Source organism: Variovorax gracilis (assembly GCF_030317115.1).
GTDB lineage: Bacteria > Pseudomonadota > Gammaproteobacteria > Burkholderiales > Burkholderiaceae_C > Variovorax > Variovorax gracilis.
Map to the genome: position 1 here is coordinate 376,806 of NZ_JASZYF010000004.1, position 18,419 is coordinate 395,224.

Annotated in this window: 18 protein-coding genes and 1 tRNA gene; 13 read left to right on the forward strand and 6 right to left on the reverse strand. The window is 63.7% G+C overall.

Annotation, left to right across the window (positions count from 1 at the left end; all coding sequences use genetic code 11):
• The first annotated feature begins 29 nt into the window (after nt 1–29).
• From QTH97_RS11635 to QTH97_RS11650, 4 genes are read left to right on the forward strand one after another with little or no spacing between them, the layout of a single operon-like run.
• On the forward strand, nt 30–959 hold the full coding sequence (locus tag QTH97_RS11635) for a branched-chain amino acid ABC transporter permease (RefSeq protein ID WP_286568290.1): 930 nt from the start codon (nt 30–32) through the stop codon (nt 957–959).
• Nucleotides 960–969: 10 nt separating this feature from the next.
• Entirely contained in the window at nt 970–2,151 is a 1,182-nt protein-coding gene (locus tag QTH97_RS11640; protein ID WP_286568291.1) for a branched-chain amino acid ABC transporter permease, read from the forward strand.
• A gap of 17 nt (nt 2,152–2,168) precedes the next feature.
• The gene (locus QTH97_RS11645) at nt 2,169–2,939 is read left to right on the forward strand and encodes an ABC transporter ATP-binding protein (RefSeq protein ID WP_286568292.1); all 771 of its coding nucleotides are present in this window, start codon (nt 2,169–2,171) and stop codon (nt 2,937–2,939) included.
• A gap of 1 nt (nt 2,940) precedes the next feature.
• On the forward strand, nt 2,941–3,657 hold the full coding sequence (locus tag QTH97_RS11650) for an ABC transporter ATP-binding protein (RefSeq protein ID WP_286568293.1): 717 nt from the start codon (nt 2,941–2,943) through the stop codon (nt 3,655–3,657).
• A 58-nt stretch (nt 3,658–3,715) separates the two neighbouring features.
• On the opposite strand, the gene QTH97_RS11655 is transcribed toward QTH97_RS11650, so the two are convergent.
• Together QTH97_RS11655 and QTH97_RS11660 are read right to left on the reverse strand one after the other, a co-directional pair.
• Nucleotides 3,716–4,687 carry a Bug family tripartite tricarboxylate transporter substrate binding protein gene (locus QTH97_RS11655; RefSeq protein ID WP_286568294.1) on the reverse strand — a complete coding sequence of 324 codons (972 nt, stop codon included), beginning with the start codon at nt 4,685–4,687 and terminating at the stop codon, nt 3,716–3,718.
• Nucleotides 4,688–4,752: 65 nt separating this feature from the next.
• Nucleotides 4,753–5,817 carry a CDP-6-deoxy-delta-3,4-glucoseen reductase gene (locus QTH97_RS11660; protein WP_286568295.1) on the reverse strand — a complete coding sequence of 355 codons (1,065 nt, stop codon included), beginning with the start codon at nt 5,815–5,817 and terminating at the stop codon, nt 4,753–4,755.
• A 38-nt stretch (nt 5,818–5,855) separates the two neighbouring features.
• Between QTH97_RS11660 and QTH97_RS11665 the strand changes: the two genes are divergently transcribed.
• Nucleotides 5,856–6,785 carry an NAD-dependent epimerase/dehydratase family protein gene (locus QTH97_RS11665; protein ID WP_286568296.1) on the forward strand — a complete coding sequence of 310 codons (930 nt, stop codon included), beginning with the start codon at nt 5,856–5,858 and terminating at the stop codon, nt 6,783–6,785.
• Nucleotides 6,786–6,832: 47 nt separating this feature from the next.
• Here the strand turns inward: QTH97_RS11665 and QTH97_RS11670 are convergent, their stop codons facing one another.
• Nucleotides 6,833–7,525 carry a GAF domain-containing protein gene (locus QTH97_RS11670; RefSeq protein ID WP_286568297.1) on the reverse strand — a complete coding sequence of 231 codons (693 nt, stop codon included), beginning with the start codon at nt 7,523–7,525 and terminating at the stop codon, nt 6,833–6,835.
• Between the two features lie 8 nt (nt 7,526–7,533).
• A tRNA-Leu gene (locus QTH97_RS11675) sits at nt 7,534–7,618 on the reverse strand.
• Nucleotides 7,619–7,658: 40 nt separating this feature from the next.
• On the opposite strand from QTH97_RS11675, the gene cysM reads away from it, so the two are divergent.
• From cysM to QTH97_RS11695, 4 genes are read left to right on the forward strand one after another with little or no spacing between them, the layout of a single operon-like run.
• Entirely contained in the window at nt 7,659–8,561 is a 903-nt protein-coding gene (gene cysM, locus QTH97_RS11680; RefSeq protein ID WP_286568298.1) for a cysteine synthase CysM, read from the forward strand.
• Nucleotides 8,562–8,566: 5 nt separating this feature from the next.
• Nucleotides 8,567–9,121: an NUDIX hydrolase gene (locus QTH97_RS11685; RefSeq protein WP_286568299.1), complete on the forward strand. Its 555-nt coding sequence runs from the start codon at nt 8,567–8,569 to the stop codon at nt 9,119–9,121.
• 26 nt (nt 9,122–9,147) lie between these two features.
• Complete coding sequence (locus QTH97_RS11690) at nt 9,148–9,375, forward strand: sulfurtransferase TusA family protein (RefSeq protein WP_286568300.1); 228 nt, start codon at nt 9,148–9,150, stop codon at nt 9,373–9,375.
• Nucleotides 9,376–9,427: 52 nt separating this feature from the next.
• Complete coding sequence (locus QTH97_RS11695) at nt 9,428–10,498, forward strand: SGNH/GDSL hydrolase family protein (protein ID WP_286568301.1); 1,071 nt, start codon at nt 9,428–9,430, stop codon at nt 10,496–10,498.
• Here QTH97_RS11695 and galU read toward each other — a convergent pair.
• Both galU and QTH97_RS11705 read right to left on the reverse strand, forming a co-directional pair.
• Nucleotides 10,479–11,369 (reverse strand): UTP--glucose-1-phosphate uridylyltransferase GalU, encoded by an 891-nt coding sequence (gene galU / locus QTH97_RS11700; protein ID WP_286568302.1) that lies wholly within the window; start codon nt 11,367–11,369, stop codon nt 10,479–10,481. The two genes, QTH97_RS11695 and galU, sit on opposite strands and share 20 nt — an antisense overlap.
• A gap of 94 nt (nt 11,370–11,463) precedes the next feature.
• Nucleotides 11,464–14,334, reverse strand: coding sequence for a valine--tRNA ligase (locus QTH97_RS11705; protein ID WP_286568303.1), 2,871 nt, complete (start codon nt 14,332–14,334; stop codon nt 11,464–11,466).
• 130 nt (nt 14,335–14,464) lie between these two features.
• On the opposite strand from QTH97_RS11705, the gene yaaA reads away from it, so the two are divergent.
• The 4 genes from yaaA to queF are packed head-to-tail and all read left to right on the forward strand — an operon-like array spanning nt 14,465 to nt 17,886.
• Entirely contained in the window at nt 14,465–15,274 is an 810-nt protein-coding gene (gene yaaA / locus QTH97_RS11710) for a peroxide stress protein YaaA (protein ID WP_286568323.1), read from the forward strand.
• 2 nt (nt 15,275–15,276) lie between these two features.
• The gene (locus QTH97_RS11715; protein ID WP_286568324.1) at nt 15,277–16,116 is read left to right on the forward strand and encodes a 2OG-Fe(II) oxygenase; all 840 of its coding nucleotides are present in this window, start codon (nt 15,277–15,279) and stop codon (nt 16,114–16,116) included.
• Between the two features lie 23 nt (nt 16,117–16,139).
• Nucleotides 16,140–17,042, forward strand: coding sequence for an alpha/beta fold hydrolase (locus QTH97_RS11720; RefSeq protein ID WP_286568304.1), 903 nt, complete (start codon nt 16,140–16,142; stop codon nt 17,040–17,042).
• Nucleotides 17,029–17,886 (forward strand): NADPH-dependent 7-cyano-7-deazaguanine reductase QueF, encoded by an 858-nt coding sequence (queF, locus tag QTH97_RS11725; RefSeq protein ID WP_286568305.1) that lies wholly within the window; start codon nt 17,029–17,031, stop codon nt 17,884–17,886. The genes QTH97_RS11720 and queF overlap by 14 nt, the downstream gene beginning before the upstream one ends.
• Nucleotides 17,887–18,419 lie beyond the last annotated feature (533 nt).

Consider the following 18,419-nt stretch of genomic DNA (forward strand, 5'->3'; position numbering starts at 1 on the left):
TGCTGCCACAAAATTAGGGAGCTCTCGATATGGACACCTTGCTGCAGCAGATCATCAACGGTCTGGTTCTAGGCAGCATGTACGCCTTGATAGCCTTGGGCTATACCATGGTGTACGGCATTATCAATCTCATCAATTTCGCACACGGTGAAGTGCTCATGGTCGGAGCGCTCACCAGTTGGACCATCATCGGGCTCATGCAGGAGTCGATGCCGGGCACGCCGGGCTGGATCATCCTGATCATTGCCCTGCTCATTGCCTGCGTGGTCGCCGCGACGCTCAATTTCGTCATCGAGAAAGTGGCCTACCGGCCGCTGCGGAACAGCCCGAAGCTGGCGCCCCTGATCACCGCGATCGGCATGTCCATCCTGCTTCAGACGCTCGCGATGATCATCTGGAAGCCCACCAACAAGGCCTATCCGAACCTGCTGCCGACGACGCCCATCCATGTGGGCGGCGCGGTGATCTCGCCGACGCAGGTCATGATCTTGAGCGTCACGGCGATCTGCCTGGCCATCCTGACCTGGCTGGTCAACTACACCAAGCTCGGCCGCGCGATGCGCGCCACCGCCGAGAACCCGCGCGTCGCGGCGCTGATGGGCATCCGCCCCGACATGGTCATTTCGGCAACGTTCATCATCGGTGCCGTGCTCGCCGCGGTGGCCGGCGTGATGTATGCGTCCAACTACGGCATCGCGCAGCACGCGATGGGCTTCATTCCCGGCCTGAAGGCCTTCACGGCGGCTGTGTTCGGCGGCATCGGCAACCTGGCCGGTGCGGTGGTCGGCGGCATCCTGCTGGGGTTGATCGAAGCCATCGGCTCGGGCTACATCGGCGCACTGACGGGCGATGTGCTGGGCAGCCACTACAGCGACATCTTCGCGTTCATCGTTCTGATCATCATGCTGACGCTGCGGCCCTCGGGCCTGCTCGGCGAACGTGTGGCGGACCGGGCTTGAGGAGCGCACCATGAAGAACAGCAAGAACATCGTCTTCTTCGTGCTCGGCGCGGTTGCCCTGCTGGTGCTGCCGCTGCTGCTGCAAAGCCAGGGCAACGCCTGGGTCCGCATCGCGGACATCGCATTGCTCTACGTAATGCTGGCGCTGGGCCTCAACATCGTGGTGGGCTATGCAGGCCTGCTAGACCTCGGCTACGTCGCGTTCTTTGCGATCGGCGCGTACCTGTATGCGCTTCTCGGGTCGCCTCACCTGACCGACACATTCCCGGCCGTCAAGGCCATGTTCCCGAACGGGCTGCACAGCTCGCTCTTGCTGGTGATCCCGGCGGCGCTCGGACTGGCGGCGCTGTTCGGCGCATTACTGGGCGCGCCAACGCTCAAGCTGCGCGGCGACTACCTGGCAATCGTGACGCTCGGCTTCGGCGAAATCATCCGCGTGTTCCTGAACAACCTGGACCACCCGATCAACCTCACCAATGGACCGAAGGGCATCACTGCCATCGACCCGATCCATTTCTGGGGTCTGAACCTGGGCAAGCCGTTGAAGTTCGACGGTTTCACCATCTCCTCGGTGACCCTTTACTACTACCTGTTCCTGGCGCTGGTGATCTTCACCATCATCATTTCGCATCGCCTGCAGGTGTCGCGCATCGGCCGCGCCTGGATGGCGATCCGCGAAGACGAGATCGCCGCCAAGGCCATGGGCATCAACACCCGCAACATGAAGCTGCTGGCCTTCGGCATGGGCGCGAGCTTCGGCGGCGTCTCCGGAGCGATGTTCGCGTCGTTCCAGGGCTTCGTTTCCCCCGAGTCCTTCAGCCTGATGGAGTCGGTGATGATCGTCGCGATGGTGGTGCTGGGCGGCATCGGCCACTTGCCCGGCGTGATTCTGGGCGCGGTTCTGCTGGCCGCGCTGCCCGAGGTGCTGCGTTACGTGGCTGGGCCGCTGCAGGCCATGACCGACGGTCGCCTGGACGCCTCGATCCTGCGCCAGTTGTTCATTGCACTGGCGATGATCATCATCATGCTGGTGCGTCCGCGAGGCCTCTGGCCTTCGCCGGAGCACGGCAAGTCACTGGCGCGCAAGGGGACTGCTCCCGCTTCCGGCATGCCGGCCGCCGCGCCGGGCATCGAGGCTCCGGCCGATGAAGTGCCGGGTGCCGCGTCGCGTCCCATGTCGATCAATCCGTGAGCGAGGAGAGCACGACAATGACTGAAACCATCCTCAACGTTCACGGCATCTCCAAGCGCTTCGGCGGCCTGCAAGCGCTGTCCGATGTCGGCATCAAAATCCAGCGCGGTCAGGTCTACGGATTGATCGGCCCCAACGGCGCCGGCAAGACCACCTTCTTCAACGTCATCACGGGCCTCTATACGCCTGACAGCGGCACCTTCGAACTGGCCGGCAAGCCCTACCAGCCGACAGCAGTCCACGAAGTCGCCAAGGCCGGCATCGCACGCACGTTCCAGAACATCCGGCTCTTCTCGGAAATGACCGCACTCGAGAACGTGATGGTCGGGCGCCACATCCGCACGCATTCGGGCGTTTTCGGGGCGATCTTCCGTACCGGCGGCTTCAAGGCCGAGGAAGCCGCGATCGCCGAGCGTGCGCATGAATTGCTCGACTACGTCGGTATCGGCAAGTTTGCAGACTACAAGGCGCGAACGCTTAGCTACGGCGACCAGCGCCGTCTCGAAATCGCACGCGCCCTGGCGACCGACCCCCAACTCATCGCGCTCGACGAGCCCGCGGCCGGCATGAACGCCACCGAGAAGGTGCTCCTTCGCGAACTGATCGACCGCATCCGCAAGGACGATCGCACCATCCTGCTGATCGAGCACGATGTGAAGCTCGTGATGGGCCTGTGCGACCGCGTGACGGTCCTGGACTACGGCAAGCAGATTGCGGAAGGCACGCCCGCGGACGTGCAGCGGAATGAAAAGGTGATCGAGGCCTACCTCGGCACGGGAGGACACTGAGATGGCACAAACTCTATTGAAAGTCAGCGGCCTGAAAGTGGCCTACGGCGGTATCCAGGCCGTGAAGGGCGTGGACTTCGAGGTGCACGAAGGCGAGCTTGTTTCACTGATCGGCTCCAACGGCGCCGGCAAGACGACGACGATGAAGGCCATCACCGGCACGCAGCCTTTCCTGGGCGGTGACATCGAGTTTCTCGGCAAGAGCATCAAGGGCCGGGGCGCCTGGGACCTGGTTGGCGAAGGGCTCGTGATGGTGCCCGAAGGACGTGGCGTCTTCACGCGCATGACCATTACCGAGAACCTGCAGATCGGTGCGTATATCCGCAAGGACAAGGCGGAGATCGCCAAGGACGTCGAACGCGTCTTCGCGACCTTCCCCCGCCTGAAGGAGCGCGCGACGCAGCTTGCCGGGACCATGTCCGGCGGCGAGCAGCAGATGCTCGCGATGGGCCGCGCACTGATGGCACGCCCCAAGGTGTTGCTGCTCGACGAGCCCTCGATGGGCCTGTCGCCGATCATGGTCGACAAGATCTTCGAGGTGGTGAAGCAGGTCTACGACCAGGGCGTCACCGTTCTTCTGGTCGAACAGAACGCCAGCCGCGCGCTCCAACTCGCCGATCGCGGCTACGTGATGGAGTCAGGCCTGATCACCATGAGCGGCGACGCCAAGGTGATGCTGAGCGACCCCAAGGTGCGCGCCGCGTACCTCGGCGAGTAATCAGCGGGGCCGCAGGTATCTCCTCCTCGAAGGGGGCGCGACGCGAGCAGGCCTCGCGTCAGTCCACCTTTGCGCCAGTGGCCTTGACGACCTTCTCGTACTTCGCGAGTTCGGTCTTCATGAACGCACTGAACTGCTCCGGCGAACTGGCGACCGGTTCTGCCAGCAGCGACGCGAATCGCGTCTTGGTTTCCGGCGCATTGAGCGCCGCGACGAAGGCGTGATTGAGTTTGGCGACCACATCGGGTGGCGTACCGGCCGGCGCCACGAGACCCCACCACGTATCGATGGAGAAGCCCTTCAGTGTGGCCGCGACGGTCGGCACATCGGGAAGCGTGGTGCTGCGCTGCGCGGTGGTCACGGCAATGGCCTTCAGCTTGCCCGAGCGGATGTTGGGCGCCGCGGTCGCGAGGTTGTCGAAATTGAAGTCGACCTGGCCCGAGAGCAACGCGAGTTGCGCGGGATTGCCGCCGTTGTACGGGATGTGCACCGCGAAGATGCCTGCTTCCTTCTTGAACAGCTCGCCCGCGAGGTGTCCCGCGCTGCCATTGCCGCCGCTGCCGTAGTTGAGCTTGGCCGGATTGGCCTTTGCGTAGGCGATGAGATCGGGCAGCGAGTTGATCTTCAGGCGCTGCGCGGTTTCGGCGTTCATCACCAGCACGTTGGGCACGCGCACCATCTGCGTGATCGGCGCGAAGTCCGTGGCGGCGTTGAAAGGCATCTTCGCGTAGAGCCAGGGATTGACGGCGTTCGTCGCCGTGGCTGCGATGCCGATCGTGAGACCGTCCGGTGCTGCCTTCGCCACTGCGTCCGCGCCGATGTTGCCACCGGCGCCAGGCTTGTTGTCGATGATGACCGTCCCCAGCGAATCCTTCACGCTTTCGGCAAGGACGCGCGCCGTGACGTCGATCGGGCCGCCGGCGGCGTAAGGAACGACGAGGCGGATGGGGCGTTGCTGGGCGTGCGCCGGAGCGGCGAGGAGGACGGTGGCGGTGGAAACGAGGCTGAGGAGGAAATGTCTGGCGTTCATGTTTCCAATTGTGCTTCGTGTCGCCTGGGGCGCGTCGATGGCTATCCCTGAGCCTGAGCGCGACGTCAGGGCAAGGCCTTGTCCGCTTCCGTCGTGAATGCGTCGGCGAAGAATTCCTCCTCGGGCAGGCCACGCTCCGCCACGTAGTCGTGCTTGGCGGAATCGACCACGATCGGAGCTCCGCAGGCATACACCTGATAACCCGAGAGATCGGCGAAATCCTCCATCACTGCACGGTGAACGAAGCCGGTGCGGCCCCGCCAGTTGTCCTCAGGCACCGCATTCGATACCACGGGCACATAGCTTAGGTTCGGCATCTCCGCGAGTTGCGCGCGGACCCAGTCGTCCATGTAGAGATCCTCGGGCCTCCGCCCGCCCCAGTACAAGGTCGCCGGCCGCTCGATGCCCTTGAGCTGCATGTGCTCGAGCAGGGCCTTGATCGGCGCGAAGCCGGTGCCGGAGGCCAGGAGGATCAGCGGCTTGTCTGATTCCTCGCGCAGGAAGAAGCTGCCATAAGGACCTTCGACGCGAAGGATCTCCTTTTCCTTCATCGTGCCGAAGACGTGGTCGGTGAACTTGCCGCCGGGCAGATGCCGGATGTGCAACTCGATGCCGGTGCCGGGCTCCAGCAGCGTATGCGGCGCGTTGGCCATGGAGTAGCTGCGGCGCGTTCCGTCGCGAAGGATGAATTCGATGTACTGGCCAGCATGGAACTGCAGCGGCTCGCCTGCCGGGAGCTGCAAGCGCAGCATCACGACGTCGTGCGACTGCCGCGTCAGTGCGAGCACGCGGACCGGCATCTTGCGGATCGGGAATGCGCCGGCTTCGGTGACTTGGCGCGATTCCAGCACCACGTCGCTCTCTGCGCGCGCGCAACAGGTCAATACGTAACCGGCCAGTTCTTCCTCGGCGCTCAGCGCCTTGCTCTGATGAAGGCCCAGCGTCACGGTGCCCGACAGCTTCTTGCATTTGCACGAACCGCAGGCTCCGTCCTTGCAGCCATAGGGAAGGCCGATGCCCTGGCGGATGCCGGCCGCGAGAATGGTTTCGTCGGCGTGTGCGGTGAAATGGCGCCCGCTGGGCTCTACCGTGATGTGAAAGCCCGCTTCGCTCGCCGCTGCGCTGGTCATGGTTATTCTTCGGATCTGCTTCTAAAGGGAGATGGATTTTGCCCTCAATCAACAGCCCTCTTGGCGCGATGCCCTCGCGCTTCCGGCGCGAGCGTGTGCTCATCGTCGGTTGCGGCGATGTGGGACTGCGGGCTGTCGGTCTTCTGCGGGGGCGCGTGCGGTTGATGGCTCTGACCTCTTCGCCCGAGCGCGGGCCGCTGTTGCGGAAAGCAGGCACGACGCCGATCGTTGCGAATCTCGATGCACCGGCGACCTTGCGGCGCCTCGCCGGGCTCGCGACCCGCGTGCTGCACCTCGCGCCGCCGGCGCGCGTCGAAGGTGCGCAATGGTGGCGTGATGCGCGTACCCTGGCTCTGGCGCGTGCGCTGCGCTTGCGTTCACTCCCGTCCGCGCTTGTCTACGGCTCGACCAGTGGCGTCTACGGCGACTGCGGCGGTGCGCGAATCAGCGAAACGCGTGCACCGCGGCCCGATACGCCCCGCGCACACCGCCGTGTCGACGCGGAGCGCACCGTCCGCTGGCTTGGCCGGGCCGGCGTATCGGCACGCATCCTGCGCATCCCGGGCATCTACGCGCCCGATCGCGAAGGGGGCACGCCCCGCGAACGGCTGAGGAAGGGCACGCCGGTGCTGCGCTCGGAGGACGACGTCTATACGAATCACATCCACGCCGACGACCTCGCGCGTGCCTGTGTGGCGGCCTTGTGGCGCGGTGGGCCGCAGCGAGTGTTCCATGCGAGCGACGACAGCGAACTCAAGATGGGCGACTACGTCGATCTCGCCGCGCGCCTGTACGGTTTTCCGCGGCCGCCGCGTATCGCGCGAGAGGAGGCGCAGGCACAGCTTCCGTTGTCGCTGCTGAGCTTCATGGGCGAATCGAGGCGGCTCGACAACACGCGCCTCAAGCGCGAGTTGCGGGTGCGCCTGCGGCATCCGACGGTGGAGACGGGGCTTCGGTCCGGCGCCTGATCAGCCGTGACGCGCGACGGGTCTGCAGGAAGTGGCCGTGGGGCGAATCAGCGCTTGCGAGCTGATCCGTCTTGCGGTTGCAGCGACCAGTCTGCCATGGCCTTGTCTGCTTCACGCGCGCGACGCTCGTTGATCTTCTTGGCCGTGAGTTGTGCGGACATTTCCAGCTTCTTGAGATCGCGCTGCGTCAGTTGCTCGTTGGGTGCGAAGCTGAAGCAGCACAGCGTGCCGTAGACACGACCGTCATTGAGCACGATGGGGGTGCTCAGATGGGCACCCACAGGAAAGTCAGTCGCCGGGAGCTCTCCGAACGTCGGAAGCGCAGCCACTTCGCGCACCAGGCGCGGCAGGCGTCCGTCTATGACACGTTGGCAAAAGGATTCTTCCAGGGGCGAGGACTGTCCCGGCTCGATGACCCGAGCCTCCGGGCTCGTATCGACGCGACGGAAAACGCGCCGTCCGTCGACGAACTCGGAGACGAACACCACGTCCATCTTCAGATGCTCGCGCAGCAGGCGCAGGACTTCGGAAACTGAATCGTCGATGAGTGCGTCGCTGCCCTCAGGCGTGGCCACCAGCAACTCGGAAATCTTGACTTCGAACGCGTCCGCCGCGTAATCGGGATCGTGAAAAACCATCAGACGATTGTAGATTTGCGCGCGATTCGAGTGATGCGCCGCGCCGTCGAGGCGGCATGCGGACTCGCCCTTTGCGCGAAATACTTCCTGAACGCACGGCATGAGAGCCGTGGTGCCCGGGGCCGGAATCGAACCGGCACGCCTTGCGGCGGGGGATTTTGAGTCCCCTGCGTCTACCAATTTCACCACCCGGGCACGGAAGGAAGGCAGCCCAAAATTATGGCACAGTGGCTCCATGCAATACCCGACGATTGAAGACGCGATTGGCAAGACACCCTTGGTCGCGCTGCAGCGCATTGACGCCGACGCCAACGCGAAGCGCGGCAATGTGATTCTTGGCAAGCTCGAAGGCAACAATCCCGCTGGCTCGGTCAAGGACCGGCCTGCCCTCTCGATGATCAAGCGTGCCGAGGAGCGCGGCGAGATCAAGCCCGGCGACACCTTGATCGAGGCGACCTCTGGCAACACCGGCATCGCGCTCGCCATGGCTGCGGCCATCAAGGGCTACCGCATGGTGCTGATCATGCCGGAGGATCTCTCGGTCGAGCGCGCGCAGACCATGAAGGCCTTCGGCGCCGAACTGGTGCTCACGCCCAAGAGCGGTGGCATGGAGTACGCGCGCGACCTCGCCGAGCAGATGGTGCAGCAGGGCAAGGGGAGGGTGCTGGATCAGTTCGCCAACCCGGACAACCCCCGCATCCACTACGAAACCACCGGCCCAGAGATCTGGGCCGACACGCAAGGCCGCATCACACATTTCGTGAGCGCCATGGGCACGACCGGGACCATCACGGGCGTCTCGCGCTTTCTCAAGGAAAAGAATCCCGCGGTGCGCATCGTCGGCGCGCAGCCGGACGAAGGCTCGCGAATACCGGGCATACGCAAATGGCCGCAGGAGTACCTGCCCAAGATCTACGACCCCAGCCGGGTCGACCAGGTCGTGAACGTGAGCCAGGACAATGCCGAGGAGATGTGCCGCAGGCTGGCGCGCGAGGAGGGGATCTTCGGAGGCATTTCCGCCGCGGGCGCGTTGTGGGTCGCACTGGAGATCGCGAAGACGGTCGAGAACGCAACCATCGTCTTCGTGGTGTGCGACCGCGGCGACCGTTATTTGTCGACCGGCGTGTTCCCCGCCTGACCGCCATGAGCGATCACAAGTTCTGCCCAAGCTGCGCGACACCGCTCGCGCACATCGAACTGCAGGAGGATGGCGGCGCGAAATCGCGCTTGCGCTGTCCTTCCTGCGGCTGGACGCACTGGAACAATCCGACGCCCGTGCTGGCTGCGATCATCGAGTACCGCGGCCAGGTGCTCCTGGCACGCAATGCCGCATGGCCGCACAAGATGTACGCCTTGATCACCGGCTTCATGGAGGCCGGCGAAACGCCGCAGGAAGGCATCGCGCGCGAGATCAAGGAGGAAACGAACCTCGATGCGAGCGCCCTGAACCTGGTCGGCGTCTACGACTTCCAGCGTATGAATCAGGTGATCATTGCCTACCATGCGGTTGCCGATGGTGAGGTCCGGCTTTCGCCGGAACTCGTCGACTACCGCCTCTATGACCTGGAAGCGCTCCGGTGCTGGCCGGCCGGAACCGGCTATGCCCTGGCCGACTGGCTTCGTACGCGCGGCCACGAGCCGCGGTTCATGGAGTGGCCGCGCCCGGCCGCACCCATGCCCGACGCGGCAGCCACCTAGAATCCTTGCCGCCGGAGGAACCTGTCATGCACATCCACAAAGAAATCGACACCCGCGGTCTCAACTGCCCCTTGCCCATCCTGAAGGCCAAGAAGTCGCTCAACGAGATGCAGAGCGGCGAGCTGTTGAGAGTGGTCTCCACCGACGCCGGCTCGGTGCGTGATTTCCAGGCGTTCGCGCGCCAGACTGGCAACGATCTCGTCGAGCAGCAGACCATCGGTACTGATTTCATTCACGTTCTGCGGCGTCGTTGAGTGTCCTGCCGCCATGGAGCTCCGCAACCGAATCGTTGCCGTGGCCCTCGTGGTGGGCGGGCTCGTCGCGGTACTCACCCTGACGATGTGGAGCGACGGAATGGGTTCTGTCCCTAAAAATCCCAACCCGTCGCCGGCGTCCATTCCTCTGGCAGTGCTGGGGGATTCGAACAGCCAGGCCTATCAAGACTACAAGTGGTTTCCCGCCGCTTCGAACGAACGCGGCGGCCCGCTGCGCGCACGCACGTTTCAATGGACCGAGGTGCTAGCCCGCGTGAGAGGGCAGGAACTGGACCTGGGGCCTTGGGTTCGCTGGGGGCGGCCCGGTGTCGTGGCCCGCGCGCGCGAATGGATCGGCTTGAGCGGCGGTCGAGCCCCGGAGAAGGAGGATTACCTCTACAACTTCGCGAATTCCGGTGCCGCGTGCAAGAACCTCATGGGCGGCCGTTTTCGCCAGGGGCCTCGCCTTGTTGAATTGATGAACGAAGATCCGGAGCGCTGGACGCGCGGAGTCGTCGTCATTCGAATCGGAGTGAACTCCTGGGCCGGCCTGCTCGATCTCCAGGCTGCCGATCCGACGGCCCCGGAGTTGTCCACCACCATCGCCTATTGCGCGGGAGAGATCCGCAAGGCCGTGGAAATGATCCATGCCTCGCACCCGTCCACGCGAATTCTTCTGGTCGGTATCCCCAACGACGCGGACGATCCGGCGAATTTCGATCGTTGGCGCTCGGCGCGGGAGACGACCCGCATCAGGACGGCGCTGGACAACTTCAATTCCGCGATTCGCGACATTGCTGCGGGCCGCCCGCGAGTGGCATTTTTCGACGACGCCGCCTGGTTCGAGAGCCGGTGGGGCACGCGTGATGCGTCAGGCAATCCTTCCGGGACGTCTTTCGCATTCGGCCCGACACTTCGCATCACGAACACCGCCGGGGACGAGCCGAACAACCTCTTGCTTGGGGACCATCATGTCGGTGTCGTTGCGAATGCCCTTTGGGCCCAGACGCTGGTGGCTCACCTGAAGGAAGTCTTCGGCTTGCCGCTCACGCCTGTCAGCGACGAGGAACTGCTTCGCTTCCTCGATCCGCTGGTCAACGCGCCTACAGCTCCAGGCTCTTGAGATAGTCGCGGAACTGGCCGCCGACTTCGGCGTGCGCCAGCGCGAGCTCGACGGTGGCCTGCAGGAAACCTTCCTTGCTGCCGCAGTCGTAACGGATGCCCTTGTACGAATAGGCGTAGACCGACTCCTTCTTCATCAACGCGGCGATGCCGTCGGTGAGCTGGATTTCGCCGCCGGCACCCTTGGGCTGGTTGCGAATCTCGCTGAACACGCCGGGCGTGAGGATGTAGCGGCCTGCTACGCCGAGGCGTGAGGGCGCATCCTCTGGCTTCGGCTTTTCGACCATGCGATTGACCTTGACCAATCCGTCTTCAACCGTATCGCCGGCGACGATGCCGTAGCGCTTGACGTGTTCCAGAGGCACTTCCTGCACCGCCAGCAGCGAACTCCCCAGCTTGCCGAAGACGCGCGTCATTTGCGCCAGGATGGGCTCGCCGCCGTCCGGACCGACCATCAGGTCGTCGGCCAGCAGAACCGCAAAAGGTTCGTTGCCGACAAGATGCTCCGCGCACAGCACGGCGTGTCCCAGTCCCAGCATGCGGGGCTGCCGCACGTAGGAGCAGGTCATGTCGTCGGGCATGACCGATCGGGCGATGTTGAGCAGTTCGAGCTTTCCGCTGGCTTCGAGCTGTGTCTCGAGTTCGTAGGCCGTGTCGTAGTGGTCCTCGATCGCGCGCTTGTTGCGCCCGGTCACAAAGATCATGTCGCGGATGCCGGCGGCATAGGCTTCCTCGACTGCGTACTGGATGAGCGGCTTGTCCACCACCGGGAGCATCTCTTTTGGCTGCGCCTTGGTGGCCGGCAGGAAACGGGTGCCAAAGCCGGCCACGGGAAACACGGCTTTGCGAATGCGCATCGGGGAATTGGACATGGGTTTTTCGTCAGATCAAGGGATGTTGAATCGGAGAAGAATGGCGTTCCTGACGCCGCACCCGAATACTAAGGGCCACGGCTCCCATCGTATGTCAGCCGAGGCGCACAAGCTGGTCGCGCAGGCGTTCGACGGTGGCGCTGAAGTCCACCAGCCGCTTGCGTTCCTGCTCGATCACCGCCGGCGGCGCCTTGGCAACGAAAGCCTCGTTGCCGAGCTTGCCGTTGACCTTGACGATCTCGCCCTCCACGCGCGCGAGCTCCCTGCCGATGCGGATCTTTTCGGCGGCCTTGTCGATTTCCATGTGCAGGCAGACGCGGACATCGCCGACCACGGCAACCGGTGCTGCCTCGGCGGCGGCTGCCCATGCAGCCTCGTCGTCGAAGACCTTCACTTCCTTCAGCTTGGCCAGTGCCTGGAGCACGGGCGCCGCGTCGCGCAGGAAAGCGCTGCTCGCTGCGTCGTCGGCGACCGCATAAAGCGGCAGGCGCGTGGCTGGCGAGACGTTCATCTCGCCGCGCAGAGTGCGGCAAGCGTCGACCAGCGACTTGAGCCGTGCGACGTGGGCTTCGGCGGCCTCGTCGATCTTCTCGGGCTGGCTCTTGGGATAGGCCGCGATCATCACCGACTCGCCTTCGCGGCCGGCGACGGGCGCCACCTTCTGCCACAGCTCCTCGGTGATGAATGGTATGACCGGATGCGCCAGGCGCAGGAGGGTTTCGAGCGTGCGGATCAGCGTGCGCCGCGTGGCGCGCTTCTGCGCGTCGTCGCCCTGCTGGATCTGGACCTTCGCGATCTCGAGATACCAGTCACAGAACTCGTCCCAGGCGAACTGGTAGATGGCGTTGGCGACATTGTCGAGGCGGTATTCCTCGAAGCCCTTCGTCACTTCGGCCTCGACGCGCTGGAGCTGCGAGACGATCCAACGGTCGGCCTGGCTGAACCTCAGGTAGCCGTGGGCCGGGCCGCCAACGGCGCATTCTTCCTTGGTGTGCTCTCGCAGGCCGCAGTCCTGGCCTTCACAGTTCATCAGCACGAAGCGGGTGGCGTTCCACAGCTTGTTGCAGAAGTTGCGGTAGCCCTCGCAACGCTTCGGGTCGAAGTTGATGCTGCGGCCCAGCGATGCGAGCGATGCGAAGGTGAAGCGCAATGCGTCGGCGCCAAAGGCGGGAATGCCGTCCGGGAACTCCTTCTGCGTGTTCTTGCGCACGGCAGGCGCAGTCTCGGGACGGCGCAGGCCCTGCGTGCGCTTGTCGAGCAGTTCAGGCAACGCGATGCCGTCGATCAGGTCGACCGGGTCGAGCACGTTGCCTTCGGACTTGCTCATCTTCTTGCCGTGCGAATCGCGCACCAGGCCATGGATATAGACGTGCTTGAACGGCACCTTGCCGGTGAAGTGCTTGGTCATCATGATCATCCGGGCGACCCAGAAGAAGATGATGTCGTAGCCGGTCACCAGCACGGTCGAGGGCAGATACAAGTCGAGGTCCTGCGTCTTCTCGGGCCATCCCAGTGAGGAGAAGGGCACCAGCGCTGAGGAATACCAGGTGTCGAGCACGTCCTCGTCGCGCCTGAGGGTCTTGCCCGGCGCCTGGGCCTGTGCCTCGGCTTCGCTTTGCGCGACGTAGACCTCGCCGTCCTCGTCGTACCAGGCAGGAATCTGGTGGCCCCACCAGAGCTGGCGGGAGATGGTCCAGTCCTGGATGTTCTCCATCCAGTGGTTGTAGGTATTGACCCAGTTCTCGGGGACGAAGCTCACCTCGCCCGAGCGCACGGCGTCGATGGCCTTCTGCGCGATCGACTGGCCATTGGCATCCGGTTTGGTCATGGCGACGAACCACTGGTCGGTCAGCATGGGTTCGACCACCGCGCCGGTGCGCGCGCAGCGCGGGACCATCAGCTTGTGCTTCTTGGTTTCAATCAGCAGTCCCAGCGCTTCGAGGTCGGCCACCACGGCCTTGCGCGCAACGAATCGGTCGAGACCGCGGTACTTTTCGGGGGCGTTGTCGTTGATGGCGGCGTCAAGCGTCAGCACGCCGATGACCTGCAGGCCGTGACGCAGGCCGACGGCGTAGTCGTTGTGGTCGTGCGCCGGCGTGACCTTGACCACGCCCGTGCCGAACTCCTTGTCCACGTAGTCGTCGGCGATCACCGGGATCAACCGGTCGACCAGCGGCAGACGCACGCGTTGGCCGATCAGGTGCTTGTAGCGCTCGTCTTCCGGGTGAACCATCACCGCCACGTCGCCCAGCATCGTTTCGGGGCGGGTGGTTGCCACCGTGAGCGAGCCGGAGCCGTCTTCCAGCGGATAGGCGATGTGCCAGAGGAAGCCCTCTTCCTCCTCGCTTTCGACTTCGAGGTCGCTCACCGCGGTCTTCAACACCGGGTCCCAGTTCACCAGACGCTTGCCGCGATAGATCAGTCCTTCTTCATAGAGCTGCACGAAGGTTTGCGTGACGACCTTCGAGAGCTTCTCGTCCATGGTGAAGTACTCGCGGCTCCAGTCGACCGTGTCGCCCATGCGGCGCATCTGGTTCGTAATGGTGCCGCCCGACTTTTCCTTCCATTCCCAGACGCGGGCGACAAAGTTCTTGCGGCCCAGGTCGTGGCGGCTGACCTTCTGCTCCTGCAGTTGGCGCTCGACGACGATCTGCGTCGCGATACCCGCATGGTCGGTGCCAGGCAGCCAGAGGGTGTTGTCGCCAGCCATGCGGTGGTAGCGCGTGAGGCTGTCCATGATGGTCTGGTTGAACGCGTGGCCCATGTGCAACGTGCCGGTAACGTTCGGTGGCGGCAGTTGGATCGCAAAGGAAGGCGCGTCGTCCTTGGGTTTCTGCGTGCCGCGGAAGCCCGCGGCCGAATAGCCGCGCCGCTCCCACTCGGGCCCCCACTGCGCCTCGATGGCAACGGGTTCGAAGGATTTGGAAAGGCTCTCGAGGCCGGGTTGGGGCAAGGTGTCGCTCATGGCGGTACAAAGACGAACGGCATCCCGCAGGATGCCGCTTGTGGGGTGGAGGTGGCAACGATTTTATTCGACCGCGGAGGGCCGCGCCCGGTTCGCCTGCACGAGAGGCCTTGCCGCAGATAATTCACTGATGCTTTTTCTGCTTTCCCCTGCCAAGTCGCTCGACTACGAGACCGCGGTGCCCGACGCGGTACCGGCCACGCGCCCCCATTTCGAAGGCCCGCGGGGCCCCGCGGCCGAACTCATCAAGATCCTGCGCGAGAAGTCGCCCCAGCAGATCGCCGAACTCATGCACCTGTCGGACAAGCTTTCGGCACTCAATGTGGCGCGCTACGCCGCGTGGGTTTCGAAGGGCACCGACAAGAACGCCAAGCAGGCGGCGCTGGCCTTTGACGGCGATGTCTATGGTGGTCTCGAGGCGAAGACGCTCAGCAAGGCACAACTGGCCTGGGCGCAGGACCACATCTGCATATTGAGCGGGCTCTACGGCGTGTTGCGCCCGCTCGACCTGCTGCAGCCCTATCGGCTGGAGATGGGTACGCAATTGGCCAACCGCCATGGCAAGGATCTCTATGCCTTCTGGGGCCCGAGGATTTCGGAACATCTGAACGAGCGCCTGGCTGCCGATCGGACGCCCGTGGTCATCAACCTGGCTTCTCAGGAATACTTCAAATCGGTCGACCAGTCGGTGCTCAGGGCCCGCGTGGTGGAATGCGTCTTCCAGGAATGGAAGGGCGCCACCGGGGCGAAGGGCGACCAAGGTGGCTACAAGATCGTGAGCTTCTTTGCCAAGCGTGCACGTGGCCTGATGGCGCGCTGGGCGGTGCTGCACAAGGCCGCCACGCCGAAGGCGCTGGAAAAGTTCGACCTTGAGGGCTACGCATTCGACGCCGCTGCATCAAAGCCCGAACGCCTCGTATTTCGCAGGAGATCCGCATGAGCCTGGGTCAGGAAATAAGTCCCGAATTGCGCGAATGGGTTAGCGCCCAACTCGCTGCAGGTCATTCCGTGCCGAGCCTGCGGGCATCGATGCGCGCCGCGGGTTGGCACGACAATGTGGCGGACGTCGTTCTTGCCGACATCGAGGCGCGTGCCGCCGGGATCGCGGCTGTCGCGGAGCCGCGCAAGAACTTGCCGGGGCCGGACCTGTCGGCTTCACCGCTCTATGTAGATGCTGGCGATCGCCGCGTCCACGTGCTTCAGACGATGCGCCACCCGCGCGTGATCGTGTTTGGTGACCTGGTCTCGGACGACGAATGCGAGGCGCTGATCGCTGCCGCACGCTTGCGGCTTGCGCGCTCGCTCACGGTCGAGACGCAAACCGGCGGGGAAGCGCTCAACGTCGATCGCACCAGCGATGGCATGTTCTTCGAACGCGGCGAGAACGCGGTCGTCGCCCGGCTGGAGCAACGTATTGCCACGCTGCTGCAATGGCCGCTCGAATTCGGTGAAGGGCTGCAGATCCTGCGCTATTCGCCGGGCGCGCAATACCGCCCGCACTATGACTACTTCGATCCGGGAGAGCCTGGTACCCCGACCATCCTGCGTCGCGGCGGCCAGCGTGTTGCGACGCTGGTGATGTACCTGCAGGAGCCCGAGCAAGGCGGCGGGACCACCTTTCCCGACGTTGGACTCGAGGTGGCCCCCAAGCGCGGGACCGGTGTCTTCTTCAGCTACGACCGTCCCGATCCCTCAACGCGTACCTTGCATGGTGGCGCGCCCGTGCTCGCGGGGGAAAAGTGGGTCGCCACCAAGTGGCTGCGCGAGCGCGAGTTCATCTGACACACCAGTATCCGGCCACCTCTATGAAGATCACTGCCAACGGTATCCAGATCGAGGTCGAGGACAGCGGCGGTGAAGGCCGGCCGGTGGTCCTGCTCATCATGGGGCTCGGCATGCAACTGATTGCCTGGCCCGCCGAGTTCGTGCAGGCATTGGTCGATGCAGGCTTTCGCGTGGTGTGCCACGACAATCGGGACATCGGCCTGAGCCAGGGGTTCGACGAGGCGGGGACCGGCAATCTGATCTGGCAGAGCGTGCGGCAGCGCATCGGCTTGCCGGTACGTTCCGCCTACACCGTGCAGGACATGGCGGACGACGCGTTGGGCGTGCTGGACGCCCTGGGCATCCGGCAGGCCCACGTGGTCGGCGTCTCCATGGGGGGAATGATCGCCCAGCGGCTGGCCGCCAGTGCGCCGGAACGGATGGCGAGTCTCGTCAGCATCATGAGTTCGAGCGGGGCACGCAATCTCCCGGGGCCGCGGCCAGACGTGGCGGCGGCGCTCATCCGGCGCCCGCCAAGCAGGACGGAAGCGGCGCTCGTGGCGCATGGCCTCGGCTTCGTCCGCCTGATTTCCAGCCCGGCCTATCCGCAGGACGAACAGGTGGTGGGCGAACGCATCAGGCGCGCACTGCGCCGCGCGTACCGCCCCGCCGGCGTCGTGCGGCAGATGCTGGCCATTGGCGCCGATAGCGGCCGTGCGTCGGTACTGGGGCGCATTGCCAGTCCCGCGCTCGTCCTGCACGGCGATGCCGATCCTCTGGTTCTCATGGCTTGTGGACAGGATACGGCGCGCCGTATTCCCGGCGCGCGATTCGTTGCCGTGCCGGGAATGGGGCATGACCTGCCGCCGCAGGTCGTCGACATCCTCCTGCAGCACATGGTTCCCTTCCTGCAGACAGCCGAAAGCGAGCATGAGCCTCGATAACACCCCCGAACAGTCGCAACTGGGCCGTGCCTCGGCTTATGTCGATCGTTACGACGCCAGCCTGTTGTTCCCGATCCCGCGTTCGACGCAGCGCGAAGCCATGGGCATTGCGGGGAGCGCGCTGCCCTTCTTCGGTGCGGATCTATGGACTGCCTTCGAGTTGAGCTGGCTCAATCCGCGTGGCAAGCCGCAACTGGCCATCGCGCATTTCACGATTCCGTGCGAGACACCCAACATCATCGAAAGCAAGTCCTTCAAGCTCTACCTCAATAGCTTCAACAGCTCGGTGTTTACCGACGCGGAAGCCGTGCGGGATCGTATGAAGACTGATCTGAGCGAAGCGGTCTGGCGCGGGAGCGATCGATCCGCCGGTATTGGCGTCAAGCTTGTGGCTCCGGGTGAGTTCGATCGCGAACCGGTCCACGAACTCGACGGACTGGATCTGGATCGACTCGATATCGAGTGCACGCAATACCAGCCGGCACCGGAACTGCTCTCGAGCGACTCGACGCAGGCGCCTGTGACGGAGACACTGACCAGCCGCCTTCTCAAGAGCAACTGCCTCGTCACCGGGCAGCCTGACTGGGGCAGCGTGCAGATCCGCTATAGCGGGCCTGCGATCGACCAAGCGGGCCTTCTCGCTTACATCGTGAGCTTCCGCAACCACAACGAGTTTCACGAACCGTGTGCGGAACGCATGTTCACGGACATCTGGCGCCGCTGCCGGCCAACCAAGCTTGCCGTATATGCACGCTACGCGCGCAGGGGTGGCTTGGACATCAACCCCTTCCGCACGAGTTGGCCTCAGCCGCTTCCTGCGAACACCCGCACGGCGCGGCAATGAGGGCTCCGTAGCCGAACGAGAAAATTTTTTCGTAGGTAGTTGCCCGAAGCGTCAAAAGCAGGTCATAATTCGAGGCTCAGCAGAAAACGACTCGCTGAGTGGCTCCCGAAGGGGGTTGCGAAGGGAGTCGGAGGAAGCTGAGAAAAAAGTCCTTCGGGCTTGACGGGATTGAAAAAATCGTGTCATAATCGAAGGCTCCGCTCAAAACGAAGCGTGCTGAAGTTTCTGAAAAGAAGTTCAGGTGCAAATCGAAGCGAGAGGATGAAAAAAAGTTTGCATGTTCTTCTAAAAACGTGGCATAATCGAAGGCTTCGCTGATCGCAGCAAGCAAGACGCAAAACAGCAGATGTTGAGCGTAGTTCGTTAAAAATATACAGCCGATAAGCGTGGGCGTTTGAAGGCGATTGCCAAGTTCTTCGGAGCAAAGTCGAAAAGACTTTAAACGCTCATGAGAATAGAAGTGAAGTTCACTTCAATTCCGTTTTTATGAGTTGCTCGAAAGAGCGAAAAATTCAAGATCGAACTATAGAGTT